Origin of the sequence: Chryseobacterium sp. OSA05B, from assembly GCF_019970065.1 — a bacterium.
Taxonomy (GTDB): Bacteria; Bacteroidota; Bacteroidia; order Flavobacteriales; family Weeksellaceae; genus Chryseobacterium.
The window spans coordinates 1,426,289-1,441,130 of the sequence record NZ_JAHXYH010000001.1; the positions used below are offsets into that span (position 1 = coordinate 1,426,289).

The window sequence follows — 14,842 nt, forward strand, 5'->3', positions numbered from 1 at the left end:
CAAACGATTTGCTTATCCATTAATCATCAAATATTCTATAAAATATACTAATCCCTAACTATACATATGTATTATTAAACATTAATAGGATTGTAAAACAACAGACTTTTCCAAATTCACAATAGAATTGCAATAATCTTATTATTTTAATATATAATTTAGCAAATATAAATAAAATACAATGAAAAAGTAACTATTAAATAACAAAAATAGATAAATAATGAGAATGTAATCAAAAATAACAATATGTATAAAAAAACTCACCATTTGTAAATTATAGCATAAAAAAAACATCCAAAATGCACCATAAAAAAAGCCCTCATTCTGAGGGCTTCTATGTTTGAAATTTAATTATTATTCTTTGATGAATTTCTTTTGTACGGATTTACCATTGTCTTCAATATCTATCACATAAACTCCGTTGATCAGCTTGCTTACATTGATCTGGTTGTTCAATAGAATACCTTCACCAATGATCTGTGCTGCTGCATTGTAGATCTTATATTTCGCTTTTTTGCTGATATTCTTCACATACAATACTGAGCTTACCGGATTAGGATAAATCATGATATCCGTCTGGTTCACTGGATTCGCTACTGCAGGTTTAGAGATTCTTACAGAGTAATCTTCTACTTCCCCATTCGCAAATCTCATACAGTTCACCGGAACTCCATCTCTCATTAAAGCAATTCTCATCACTACATATTTATAGGTTGTCATGCTTACAAAGGCATCAGCTGGTACGCTGAATGTTCCCGTAACAGGACTTGTCGTATTTGGAGGTGATGTGAATACCCTTTCATCAATATCGAAATATCCGTTTCTGTTGAAATCGATCCAAACCGCGATTCCTTCATCGTGATTCGTTCCGTTCCATTTTTTCTCAATCGTGATCTGGTTTCCTGTAGATCCCTGAACCATTTCTATAAATGTGGCAGGTACTCCAGTGTAATCCGTATAGTTTGAAGGTCCTGAAGCGTTTTCCATTTTAGGTCTTCCATTCGGCGTTACCGTCACTTTTGCGATGTGTTCATTCACTGAATTTTGAGAAGACATCTGACAATAGATCACAGTAGGTGTTGTGAAATAATACGGAGGAGTGTAAGTTCCCGGAGTTCCGTTACAGATATTCACCACCTGCATTTCGTATTTGGTATCTTCCAGCAATCCTGTTATCGTATGAGCGTTAGTCGCTACCGGAATATTGGTCCAGCTCGGAATTCCTACTTTTCTGTATCTCAGGATGTAGGTAGCTCCCGGGAATCCATCCCATATCACTTCAGCCGTTGTAGGCGTAAGCTGGTTAATTGTTAATCCCGGAGGAGGCAATTCACATGTTCTCAGTGTAGTAAATACTACAGGATTTGAATATGGATTCGGTGTGCTTTCTCCCGTACACTGATTGGCTACCTGTACTTCATATTTCGTATACGGATCTAAATTATTTAATGAATATGTATTGTTAGGAGGGGCTGGCAGATTAACAAGAGTCCATGCTGTCGCACCGACTTTTCTCCATCTCATCACATAGGTGGAACCTGTCACCAATGGCGTCCATGTAACCAACGCAGAGTTAGTCGTGATATTGGTCACTGAAACACCAGGAGGCGTAGGATCACATTTTGTAGTAAATGCTCTGATCGGTGTAAAATTACCTGTTGAAGTTCCACAGTTTGCAGCGATCTGTACTTCATAGGTTGTAAATGGAACCAGATTGGTCAACGTATAAGGAACAGTAGTAACATATACTGATGTCCATGCTGTAGTTCCTAATATTCTGTACTGAAGCAGATAACTAAGGTTATTCGTTGCAGCTGTCCAGTTAATCACCGCTGAATTATGAGTTACTGCTGTAAACGTAGGGTTGGTTGGTGTATCTGTACTACATGGTTTTAGCTTTACTACGTAGTCTTCCACTTCTCCGTTGACTGCATTCTGACACATTACCGGAGCACTTGAACGTTTCAATACGACTCTCATTGTTGTGGTCAGCGGTCCGTTATAAGCTCCGGTAGGAACTCCGAAATTAGCTGTCACAGGAGTTGTCGTACTTGATGCTGAGTTCAGGATCTGCTCTGATGTTTCAAAAACACCGTTTCTGTTAAAGTCGATCCAGGCACTCACTGCATCACTGGCGGTCGCCCCTGTCCATCCTTTTGCTACAGAGATTTTATTACCAGCAGAACCTATTTCTAAGGTGATCAGGGTAGCCGGTGTAGTATAGTTCGTGTAATTATTTTGTACAGAAGTATTATTCATTACTGCAAGTGCAGGGTTGATGGAGGTAACAGTTACATTTGAAATGTGGTCGTTCGTTCCGGTGCCTGTCATAGGGCAATACGTAATAGGCGGCGTTGTGAATTGTGTAGAAGGTGAGAAAGCACCTTGTGTACCATTACATTTTGTCGCCACCTGTACTTCATATTGAGTCTGTTCTGTTAAGTTCGGGATTGTATAAGTATTTCCCGGAGCCGGTACAGGATCTACGGTAGTCCAAACAGTAGTTCCCACTTTTCTGTATCGCAATACATACGTTGCACCGGTTGCTGCCAGCCATGAAACATCAGCTGTAGTAGGAGTAAGATTGGTTATGGTAATATTGGATGGCGAAGCTGTAGTACAACCAGGCTGATCTATTAGTTTTACGGCATAATCCTCTACTTCACCATTGGTAAAGTTACCACATGCTGCAGGGTTAGTGGAATCTCTGAGAACAACGCGCATACGGGTCGTAAGGGGTCCTAAATAAGCTGCTGCAGGTACTGTAAATGTTGCAGTGACCGGAGTCGTTGTATTATTCGCGGCGTTTAAAACTCTTTCAATGGTTTCAAAAGTACCGTTCTTATTAAAATCTATCCATACACTTACCGCTTTGCTTGATAACGCAGCCGGCCATGATTTGGAAATTGAAACACTGTTATTGGCTGATCCGCGAACCAGTGTTATCAGTTTTGTAATATCGGATGAATAATCTGTATAGTTAGCTGCTGCTGAATTATTACTCATCGTATATGAATTCGTAGCACCAACTGTGACATTGGAAATATATCCATTATCCGTATTGGTAGAGGCCGCAGCACAGTACAGGGTTACAAAAATTGAAACCGGTGAAAAAGCTCCCTGTGTTCCTGCGCAGACATTAGCGATCTGGAATTCATAATGGGTTCCTGCTGTAAGGGCGGAAAGAGTTACTGTATTAATGGTAGGCGCAGGAGTAACTGTTGTCCAGGCTGTAGTTCCTGCAACACGGTACTGGAAAACATAGGTTGCATTAAATGATGCATTCCAGGTCACTGTTGCCTGAGTCTGTGTAATCGCTGAAACTACAATTCCTCCCGGTGGCGCGGTTGTACAGATAGGAAGCGTTTCAATAGTCGCAGTTCCGATCGCATAGAATACATTATTGATGGCGCTCACCCTGATTTTAGCAGTACCTCCCACTGTTAAAGGAAAAGTAGTAAAATCCAATGCCTGAGTTCCGTCATTCGGTGTTGATGCGGCTACAACATTCCATGTAACTCCGTTATCTGTTGTAAAGTCTATTTTTACATTGGGAGCATTGTAAGGTGCTGTATTGGTATTCACAACATCCCAGGTAACAGTCGTAGGTCCGTTGTTATATATTACTGTTGGGTTTACTTTAAACGGACCGTTGTTACCTACAATAATAGTCTGTGTTGCTGATTGGGTCTGCTGCTGATTGGCAGCGGGATTGTTATCTCTTACAGTAACGGTAAACTTGGTAGTTCTTGCTACTGTAGATACAGCTTCCCAAAGGTTATTAGCATTGTTTAAAACGCCTGCAAGCACTGAAGAAAATCTCGGAAAATAACGGGTAGGGCTTGCTGTTGGAGCTACAGATCTGAAAGACGGACCATTCGGCGTATCTCCTAAGTTGGCATTATTAATCACTACATTCGCAATATCTACCTCCTCCCAGTTAAAAGTCATCGGATCATTCTCCGCATCTGTAGCAGAGGCTGTCAGGACAAATGCTGTTCCTTTTGGAATATTATAGGTAGGAAGCGCTGCGATTACCGGGGGTGTATTGGTAATCACTGTTTCTATATCACATGTTTTACTGATCAGATTCGCCTGAATAGCTGTAATATTCGTCACATTAAAGTATGGATCTGAATGTGGCTGCACATCGGTAGTGGGTCCGGTAATTCCTGCATAGCCCATAATACTTGAGCCTGAACCAGGTTCTACACTGGTAGCAGATCCCAACTGGGGAGGATCATAAGAGAAACTATGTACACCACCAAGCTGATGTCCTATTTCGTGAGCGACATAGTCAATGTCAAAATTATCTCCTACCGGAGGTCCACCTCCTGGAGATGTCCATCCTGAACCTTTATCATTAGCTGTAGGGATCAAGTTATCCCGGCATATACATCCGACACATCCTGCGTTTCCACCAGCTCCTGGAGGAGAAAAAAGATGTCCTATATCATAGTTTGCATTCCCTACTGCAGCTGTAATAACGTTCTGCACCTGAGAGTTCCAGCCCACAATACCGTTGGCTGTTCCTCCTTCAGTTGCTGAATAAGGATCTGTGGCAGCGTTGGTATAAATTAAACTAGGATAATTCTGTAAATTCAGATGGAGTGCAAAATCTTTTTCATAAACTCCATTGATTCTTGTAAGAGTGGCATTCATCGCGGCCAGTGCTCCGGCTACGGTACCTCCATGGTATTGTGTATATTCTCCACATACCGAAAGGGCAAGCCTTAAAGTTCTGTACTTCTTATCTGAATTTTTTGCAAAGTCGGCAGGCTGATTAAAAAAAGCTTTTCCCTGCTGGCGAAGCTCATCGATATCATGTCTCGCTCCTGCACTTTCTTCAGAGGAACATACAAAACCTTTTTTGTCTTTTCCTGTTTTGTGATGAACTCTGTAGATTGTCTTTGCCGAATTGGCAGGTTCTATAAATTCATAATTTCCATCCTGAATGATCATAGATTGAAAATCATTAGGTGCCAAACTGAACCTCAAATATCTGGAGGGATCATCTATCCCTACTCCAACATAAGAGCCCAGCTGATACTGATCTGCGAGTTCTTTTACTACAACCGGAAAGCTGTAGACTGCAAATTTTTCAATCTTCCCATTCATGGTCGGGAGAGATATGATTACTGGCTTTGCATTTTTACCAGTTTCCTCTGCTTTGGCAAGCTGCAATTTCAGCTGTGAGATATCCAAAGAGAAATAGCTGTCTGATTTTGAGCTATCATTAGCTCCTTTTCCATGATATACTGCAGGTGCCCATTGTGCATGGATCATTGCAAACAAACAAAGGAAAAAGAAAAAAATAGAAATTTTCTTCATAACTTTTTCAATATTTTGTAATAATCTCACAAATCTAGTGTATTTTTTAATAAAAAAAAACACATTTCATCAATTCATTGACAAATGAATAATAAAATATAAAAAGGTTTAAAAAAATAACTATAAAAATCTAATTATAAGTAAAAATTTCAACTATTATTGAATTATTAATTAAAAAATTTTAATCCGATTCGATGAAACCATATAAAAATAAAAAGCCCTCATTTCTGAGGGCTTCCTATAGTTGAAATTTAAATATTATTCTTTGATAAATTTCTTTTGAACGGTAACACCGTTGTCTTCGATATCGATAACATAAATTCCGTTAATCAGTTTGCTTACATTGATTTGGTTATTTAGTAAGATACCGTCACCGATAATCTGTCCTGCAGAATTGTAGATCTTATATTTCGCTTTTTTGCTGATATTCTTCACATACAATACTGAACTTACCGGGTTAGGGTAAATCAGGATTTCAGTCTGGTTCACAGAGTTTGGTATTCCCGGTTTAGCGATTCTTACTGAGTAATCCTCTACTTCACCGTTGGCAAAATTCGCACAGTTCACCGGAACTCCGTCTCTCATCATCGCCACTCTCATTACAACATACTTATAGTTGGTCATACTGATATAGGCATCTACCGGTACACTGAATGTTCCTGTAACCGGACTTGTTGTGTTCGGAGGTGATGTGAATACTCTTTCATCAAGATCGAAATATCCGTTTCTGTTGAAATCAATCCAAACAGCGATTCCTTCATCATGATTCGTTCCGTTCCATTTTTTCTCAATCGTGATCTGATTTCCTGTAGATCCCTGAACCAATTCTATGAACGTTGCAGGTACTCCTGTGTAGTTCGTATAGTTTGAAGGTCCGGAAGCATTTTCCATTTTAGGTCTTCCGTTCGGTACTACTGTAACCTTAGCGATATGCTCGTTCACAGAATTTTGTGCACCCATCTGGCAATAAATTACTGTAGGTGTAGTGAAATAGTATGGAGGTGTAGGTGTACCCGGCGTACCGTTACAAATATTCATCACCTGCATTTCATATTTTGTTTCTTCCAATAATCCTGTAATGGTATAAGTATTCGTGATAAGAGAAACATTCGTCCAGCTAGGAATACCTACTTTTCTATATCTCAGTACATATGTTGCACCAGGGAAACCTTCCCATGTTACTTCAGCTGATGTAGGAGTAAGCTGTAAAATTGTTAATCCCGGAGGAGGAAGCTCACATGTTCTTTCCGTAGTAAATACTTTCGGATTTGAGTACGGGTTAAGAGTTGTTTCTCCAACGCACTTGTTAGCCACTCTTACTTCATATTTTGTATACGGGTCTAAACCTGTTAACAAATGAGTATTGGTAGGAGGAGCAATGTTTGGCACCTGAGTCCATGTAGGTGCTCCTACTTTTCTCCACTCCAGAGTATACGTAGAGCTCGCTGCAAGCGGTGCCCATGTAATCAATGCAGAGTTGGTGGTAATATTACTTACCGTAACATTCGGAGGCGTAGGATCGCATCTTGTCACAAATGGTTTGATGGCAGTAAATGTACCTATAACATCTCCACAAACTGCAGCAACCTGAACTTCATAATTGGTAGCAGGCGTTAAACCTGTTATCACCAATGGAATGTTGTTTAGCAATGCTGAAGCATATATTTCCGTCCAGGCTCCCGGAGGAGGTCCCTGAAGTCTGTATCTTACCAGATAAGTAGTCGTGTTCGCAACTCCTGAAAGGGTAAGCGTTGCAGAGTTATGTGTTGCCGTGATTCCCGGTTGGTTCGGTGTACCGTTAGCACATGGTCTGATTCTTACTGCGTAATCTTCAACTTCTCCATTCACAGGATCCACACATAATACCGGAGCACTTGTACGTTTAAGCACAACTCTCATAGTCGTCGTAAGTGGACCTGTATAAGCTGTTGCAGGAACTGCGAAGCTAAGATTCGTTACAGGAGTTGCAGTATTCGCTGCCGAGTTCAGAATCTGTTCTGATGTTTCAAAAACTCCGTTTCTGTTGTAGTCAATCCAGGCTGAAACTGCTACATTGCTCGTTGCCCCTGTCCATCCTTTTGATACTGAGATCTTGTTGTTTGCAGAACCTGCATCAAGAGTGATCAGTGTCTGAGGGGTTATGTAGCTTGTATAGTTAGTCTGTACCGTTGTATTATTCATCACTGGTACGCCAGGGTTAGAAGAAGTAACCGTTACATTTGAAATGTGGTCGTTAGTTCCTGTACCAGTCATAGGGCAGTATGAAAGTGGTGGTGTCGTAAATTGTACCGCAGTAGAGTATGCTCCTGTAGAACCTCCACATGTCGTAGAAATCTGAACATCATACTTAGTCTGCTCTGTCAGGTTCGGAATGGTATAAGTATTCACGCCAGGTGCCAAAACAACCGGTGGAATGGTATAGGTACCAGCTGTAGCCAATTTCCATCTGATGGTATATGTAGCATTGGCAGCACCGAACCAATATACTGTAGCTGTAGTTGCTGTAAGGTTGGTTACCGTAATGTTTGTAGGTGGCGCAGTAGTACAAGGCGGCTGATCAATAAGTTTTACCGCATAATCTTCTACTTCACCCCATGTGAAATTTCCACAGGCAGCAGCAGCAGCACTTTCTCTCAATGCTACACGCATACGGGTCGTAAGGTTTCCAGTGTAAACACCGCCAGCAGTACCAGGAACAGCAAAAGTAGCTGTAACCGGACTTGTTGTGTTGCTCGGTGAACTCAATACCTGCTCACTCGCTTCAAAAACTCCGTTTCTGTTAAAGTCAATCCAAACACCTGTTCCGAAAGACCATTGAGTTCCAGGCCATGTTTTATTAACAGTCACTGTATTATTTCCAAGACCTCTTACCAAAGTAACCAGTCTTGCCGGATCTGTACTGTAATCTGTATAGTTACTGAAACCAGAATCACTGTTCATTGGTATTGCAGAATTCGGAGTTACGGCAACTTTGCTGATAAAGCCGTCAATGGTAGTACTTGTAGAAGCAGAAGTACAATATGTAATAGCCGGAGTGGTGAAAGGAGTCGCTGTAGAGAATGGTCCCTGGGTTCCTCCACAAACCGTAGCGATCTGGAATTCATATTGAGTCTGTTCTGTAAGGTTTGTTATAGTGTAAGTACTTGAAAGTGGCGTCGTAATATTTACCGTTGTCCATGCTCCTCCAGGCAGCGATCTGTACTGAAGCACATAAGTGGCTCCCGTTGAAGGCAACCAGTTTACCTGAGCCGTAGTCGGAGTAAGGTTTGAAACGGTAATATTTCCCGGAGGCGCTGTAGTACAAGGCTGTAAAGCGATAACATTTAATGTAAAGTCTACATAATTACCGGAAGTCGCCTGTCCGCACGGAGTAAGTGTTCCGGACCAAGATGTTGCCGTTCTTACTCTATAATTACCAGGGGCTTGTGCCGCAGGAATATTGATAAGTGCGGTTCCATTTGTAGCATACGTAGTCGTAGCCAAAACAGTTTCACCCGGATCATTAAAGTTCATATTATTATTCCAGTCAATCCATACATAATAATAATATGTACTTGTTCCTGTATTCAGATTCATCGTTACCGTGTTGCTCGGCAACGCTGAAATTACTGAAGCTGTATTATTAACATACGCTGCATAAGCAGTCGCAGTATAATTTAAATTCGTAATAGCTCCTGTGGTATTAACCGTTTTCAGGAAATATGTAGTTGAAGTACCACCTGTAGGTGTACAATATCCTGTAAGAACAGTCATAGGTCCTGTCCATGTACTTTGATCTGTTGCAGTACATCTCGATCTCACCCATACATAATACGTAGTATTGGCTACCAGTGGAGAAAGTGTTGCAGTGGTTCCTGTCACTGTTTGTGAAGGTACTGTTGCAGTCGTTGGAGCTGTAGGGGATGTACTGTAGTACACTTCATATCCTCCCGCAGGCGGAATTGAAGGAGCTGTCCAGCTGATATTGGCACTTGTAGGTACAACCGCTCCAACCGTTAATGCCGTAGGGGCCATACATGAAGGAGGCGTAGTTACAGTTAGCTGTCCTACCCATGTACTCTGGTCAGTCGCACTACATCTTGACCTTATCCAAATATAGTATGTTGTATTAGGTACCAATGGGGAAAGGGTCACTCCTGTTCCTGTAGTAACCGTTTGTGAAGGTACGGTGGCAGCCGTCGGGGCTGTAGCCGTTGTACTGTAATATACATCATATCCTCCTGCTGGTACAGAAGAAGGTGCAGTCCAGCTGATTGCTGCTGTCGTAGCCGTCGTTGCTCCTGAAGTTAATCCTATAGGAGGTAAACAAGAAGGTGCCGGGCCAAAAGTCAATCGAATATTTGGTCTGTTGCCATCAATTGTCCCGTTAGTTGTAGGTGGCGTGTTGTCACCTTCAATATATTGGTGCTTTGATGCATTACTGGAATACGTAAAGGCATTTCCGTTTAATGTTCCGGTTCCGGTTCCTCCGTAGTTGGTTTCCACCAATACAACAAGGTTTTCCACCCCATTATAATAATAAGGGTTTGTAAGCGTCACTGTATTCCATCCTGTAGGTATACTGGCGATATTTCCGTCGTATACCAGAGTAGCTCCCGCAGTGGAAGTAGCCCAGTTTTGTGAAGGAAGAGTAGTCGTAGCAGCAGGAACGGTTTTCAAATAAATCTTAACCGGAGTAGTGATAGTCGTTGCTACTGTAGCGTTCCATCCCACCGACAGAACACTTCCGCCTGCAGGAAGGTTTATTTCAGCTGCAGTATAAAGTGAAGCATCTCTCTGGTGCCCGTAATAGGGAGCCAAAGGATATCTCTGAGTACTGGTTCCTGTACCAATAGTGATTGTTTGTGCCTGTGACAACAGTCCGAAGACCATACACAGTAATGTGATGAGCACCCTAAAGGGCCTGCTCACTTTACAGAGTAAAAATCCACTCATATTTGTTTAGTTTAGTAGTGATAACAATAGTAAGTAAGTATAGTGTTTCCTATTTTTTGGTGTTCAAATGTTTTCTTTGAAACATCCATTTTTTTACAGATCATCTGTATTAAAAAGAATAATTTTTTAATTCATACGCTAACAATTTTATAATTACACAAATCTAATAATTTTTTCACTATTAATACATTCATTCAAATATTTTTTTGTTAAAATTCTATAATAATTCCACATTTTATACATTAAAATATAAAATCCCCAGAAGAGTCTGAGGATTTTATATATTCTAATTATTTTACTTTTTGATAAACTTAGATCGGAACTGATCTTTCCCTTTTTCATCGATCGTAATGACGTACCCGCCTTTCACCAGAGATAAAACATTGATTTTTCCGCCGTTGATACTTCCATCACTCACAAGCTGACCAGCCGCACTATAAATTTTATACGCTGCTTTATCTGAAACTTTGGTTACATTCAGAATATCGGTTGCCGGATTTGGATAGATCTGGATTCCAGTGTTATTGGCACCATTCACTTCGTTTGTTCCTAATGACACTTGGATCTGAACCGGATAATCTTCAATTTCACCATAAGCAAAAGGGTTACATCCGTTGTCAGGCTGATTTTCGTAAGCCATAGCAACTCTCATGATCACCTTGCTGTCCGTATATGCATTGGCAGGAACAGAGAATGTACCGGAAACCGGGGTCACCATATTGGAGGCGCTGGTAAAGATCTTTTCAGAATCTGAAAAATTACCGTCTCTGTTGAAATCTATCCAGGCAGTTACCCCTTCGTTGTATGATTGCGCCGTCCATGCTTTTGTCACACTGATTGCGTTGCCTGAACTTCCCTGTCTAAGTGTAATTACTTTTGAAGGGTCCGCTGTATAATCGGTATAAGAAGAACCTACACTTGTGTTTGAAACAACACTCATTCCTACAGGAGTTACAGAAACATTTGAGATATATTCATCTGCAAAACTTCCGGCACTGTTGGTACAGAACGCATAAGCCAATGTGCTGAAATTGGTACTTGCAGAATAATCACCGGTAGTACTTCCGCAAATATTGGCTACCTGTACTTCATACTGAGTAGTATCCTGAAGACCAGCAATATAATAAGAGTTTGTAGGAACATTTACAGTAACCCAGGTTGTAGATCCTGTTTTTCTGTATCTCAGAGAATAGGTTGCTCCCTGAACCGGCGCCCAGCTGATATTTCCGGAAGAAATTGTCAGTCCTGAAGCAGCAACTCCCGTTGTAGCTGTAGAAGAACATGTCGCCATTGAAGCTGCTACCGTAGCATTTCCAATAGCATAGAAAACATTTCCAACAGCACTTACTCTGATTTTTATAGCTGCCCCTGTTGCAAGAGAAGAAAATGTAAATGCTTCTGCTCCGTCATTCGGAGTGGATGGTGTAAGCACAACCCATGTAACTCCGTTATCTGCGGTATAATCTATTTTAACATTCGGCGTATTGTAAATACCGGAATTTGTATTGACTACATTCCAGGTTACAGCACCGGATGCGTTATTATATACTGTAGAAGAAGTCACTTGAAAAGGTCCTTCATTTCCTACATTGATTTTCTGAAGTGCAGAATTGGTCTGCTGCTCTGTCACAATCGGGCTGTTATCTCTGGCCGTAAATACAAAATTGGTAGATCTTGCTCTGTTCGATACCGTTTCCCAATCTGCCGCAGAAGAAAGATTCCCTCCCAATACGGTATTCAGTTTAGGGAAATATCTTGTAAGTGAAGTAGACGGAAGAATAGATCTGAATAGCGGCCCTACTCCTGTATTTCCGTTAACAGAAGTTACCGTTGAGGCAGCATTATCAAACTGCTCCCATGTATAGGTCATAGGATTTCCTTCAGGATCAATTGCATTTCCCGTAAGTGCAAATGCCGTCCCTTTTGGAATCGCGTAGTCATTCAACGCAGAAATCACCGGTGGATTGTTCGTCACTGATGTTTCCACGTCACAGGTTTTAGCCACCAAATTATTCTGCATCTGAATAATACTTACTACATGGAAGTAAGGATCAGAGTTCATCTGAACATTGGCACCTGTAATTCCAGCATACCCCATGATGGTAGATCCTGAACCCGGTTCCATATTTACCCCTGCCGATTCCAGAGCATGAGAGAATGTATGATTAGCTCCCAGCTGATGTCCCATTTCGTGAGCTACATAGTCAATATCAAATGTATCTCCCTGTGGAATGGCATTCGCCGGTGAAGTAAACCCTGAACCTTTTGCTTTGGTAGTGGGAGTGGCTGGATTTACACAGATACATCCGATACATCCGGCATTTCCACCGCCTCCGCTTCTTCCGAACAAGTGTCCGATATCATAGTTTTCGTTTCCTACCACACTGGTAAGAGTCTGCTGAAGCTGAACATTCCAATTGTTCATCTGAGAAGCAGGAGAATAAGGATCAGTAGCTGCATCCATATAAATCAATGCAGGATAATTTACCATATTCATATGTAATCCCATATCTTTTTCAAAAACGCCATTCACTCTTGAAAGTGTAGCATTCATAGCCACGAGCGCTCCAGCCTGTGTACCTCCAAAGTAAGCTGTATATTCTGCAGTTACCGAAAGTGCCAATCTTAGCGTTCTGTATTTTTTATCTGAAGATTTAGAAAAATCTGATGCATTATTGGCAAATGATTTATTGGTGTTGTACAGTTTTGCGACCTCACTTTTAGAAAGAATATCTTCATCCATAGAACACAGGAAGCCCTGTGATCCTACACCTGTAGTTTTGGCATGTACACCGTAAACCGTTTTAGAAGCATTCTGTGGTTCAATGAACTGATACACTCCGTCTTTAATGATCATAGACTGAAAGTCATTCGGAGCCAGTGAAAACCTTAAATATTTGGAAGGGTCATCTATTCCTACTCCCACGTATGACCCCAGCTGATATTGATCTGCAAGGGCTTTATCCATAACGGGAAAGCTGTACACATTAAATCTTTCAATTTTACCATCTAAAGTTGGAAGTGCTACTGCAATAGGCTTAGCATTTTTACCCATTTCTTGAGCTCCCGAAAGCTGTGTTCTTAATAAAGAAATATCTAAATTATAGTATCCTTTGATATCAGACCGCTGTATTACCTCTCCGGACCGTCCAGTTGACGGCGTCCACTGGGCCGTAGCAGCAGCGAACATGCAAAGAGAAAATACTGAAGTAAAAATTTTCTTCATAATTTCTTGAAATATTAGATTAATGCCACAAATATAATATTTCTATTAAAATAAAATCATTAAATTTTAAATTTTAATGAATAATAATCATTATACTTACGTTATGACTAACCCATACTCATAAAAAAATCCCCGGATGGGGACCCGAGGATTCATTATTCATGATACATTGCTTTATGCTTATGATAAAGATTGCTCTTATTTTTTAACAGTAGAAATCTGTTGATTTTCTTTTTAAAATTTGTACGCGATATTCCAGGCGAAGCCCATATTGAATTTGGCTGAACTTTTGCCGAATCCGGGTACAATCATCGGTGTGATATCATCCTGTTTGGAGGTATAAACTAAATACTTCGGCTGAAGATTGACATCAATATAAAAGTTGGATTCAAAAAGCTGCACTCTTCCTCCTAAGGTTCCCTCCAGCCATGCAGAAGTTTGTGATGATGACGGAAATGCTACCGAAGAAGCACTCCCTCCAAATCCGCGGACCGGAACTGCCATATACTCCTGATTGTAGAAGGCACCACCTATCTTCCCTCCGGCATAGAAACCGTTGAATTCATTTTCAAGGTCTTTGGCCAGCATATAGAATGCGCCCAGCTTTACGAAAGGACCGCTTGCTTTTGCATCATACCCGTTCTTCTGATACACATTTTTTTCAAAACCAGCTTCCGCAATAGCATGAACATTTCCTTTCACCTTAGATGAAATAAATCCCTGATAAAGCACTCTATCTGAGAAAAAGGAAACTCCGGCATTAAGAACATCAAATCCCACCATAAAGTTAGGCTTGTATTTCTCCTGAACTTTTTTGGCTTCTTTGGCTTCTTTTTTTTCCTGGGCCATTCCCAGCATTCCTACGATGCTAAAAAAGAAGGTAAAGATTAGTCTTGTCTTCATTCTCTATTTGATTTTGCCCTGCTTCTACTTTCTGTACAGGATTAGGTTGTTTTAATTCTGAATTTAAACTTTCGTACGTTTTTTTGATGCCACATCCAGGAGAAACATAAGTGGTCTTTGTGGTATAATTGATTCGTACATGAGATTCAGTAGCTGTATTGGCTAGCCTGAAATAAACGTCTGTATATGGTGAGTCGTCTACTCTTAACGGGATCAGTCTTGAATTTATTTTCTCAAGCTTACCCAGCTGTACTTTTCCGGAACCGTAATCTACGGCTACATATAATGAGTCCAAAGTAACCTCTTTACCTGACGCCAAAGACTTAAATGCTACTTTCATTCGGGGTGTTCCTTCCCCACTCTCACAGATATCATCGTCTCCGCCACAGGATGAGATCATGAAGATACCGCATATCAATATAAGGTATGTAATATATTTCATATTTT

At 40.8% G+C, this 14,842-nt stretch carries 5 protein-coding genes; all 5 read right to left on the bottom strand.

Annotated elements, in window-relative coordinates; translation table 11 throughout:
- Positions 1–354 precede the first annotated feature (354 nt).
- The 5 genes from LC419_RS06515 to LC419_RS06535 all read right to left on the bottom strand — a co-directional run bounded on the left by LC419_RS06515 (position 355) and on the right by LC419_RS06535 (position 14,837).
- Positions 355–5,331 (bottom strand): GEVED domain-containing protein, encoded by a 4,977-nt coding sequence (locus LC419_RS06515; RefSeq protein ID WP_223606581.1) that lies wholly within the window; start codon positions 5,329–5,331, stop codon positions 355–357.
- Between the two features lie 258 nt (positions 5,332–5,589).
- Positions 5,590–10,266 carry a fibronectin type III domain-containing protein gene (locus LC419_RS06520; RefSeq protein WP_223606582.1) on the bottom strand — a complete coding sequence of 1,559 codons (4,677 nt, stop codon included), beginning with the start codon at positions 10,264–10,266 and terminating at the stop codon, positions 5,590–5,592.
- A 295-nt stretch (positions 10,267–10,561) separates the two neighbouring features.
- Positions 10,562–13,492 (bottom strand): reprolysin-like metallopeptidase, encoded by a 2,931-nt coding sequence (locus tag LC419_RS06525; protein ID WP_223606583.1) that lies wholly within the window; start codon positions 13,490–13,492, stop codon positions 10,562–10,564.
- A gap of 234 nt (positions 13,493–13,726) precedes the next feature.
- Positions 13,727–14,395 carry a DUF6048 family protein gene (locus LC419_RS06530; RefSeq protein WP_223606584.1) on the bottom strand — a complete coding sequence of 223 codons (669 nt, stop codon included), beginning with the start codon at positions 14,393–14,395 and terminating at the stop codon, positions 13,727–13,729.
- Complete coding sequence (locus LC419_RS06535; RefSeq protein WP_223606585.1) at positions 14,361–14,837, bottom strand: DUF6452 family protein; 477 nt, start codon at positions 14,835–14,837, stop codon at positions 14,361–14,363. Before LC419_RS06535 ends, LC419_RS06530 begins: the two co-directional genes overlap by 35 nt.
- Between the last annotated feature and the right edge of the window lie 5 nt (positions 14,838–14,842).

Excerpts from the sequence above, each read along its gene's own strand:
- LC419_RS06515 (WP_223606581.1), bottom strand. The coding sequence starts at position 5,331 with ATGAAGAAAATTTCTATTTTTTTCTTTTTCCTTTGTTTGTTTGCAATG.
- LC419_RS06520 (WP_223606582.1), bottom strand. The coding sequence starts at position 10,266 with ATGAGTGGATTTTTACTCTGTAAAGTGAGCAGGCCCTTTAGGGTGCTC.
- LC419_RS06525 (WP_223606583.1), bottom strand. The coding sequence starts at position 13,492 with ATGAAGAAAATTTTTACTTCAGTATTTTCTCTTTGCATGTTCGCTGCT.
- LC419_RS06530 (WP_223606584.1), bottom strand. The coding sequence starts at position 14,395 with ATGAAGACAAGACTAATCTTTACCTTCTTTTTTAGCATCGTAGGAATG.
- LC419_RS06535 (WP_223606585.1), bottom strand. The coding sequence starts at position 14,837 with ATGAAATATATTACATACCTTATATTGATATGCGGTATCTTCATGATC.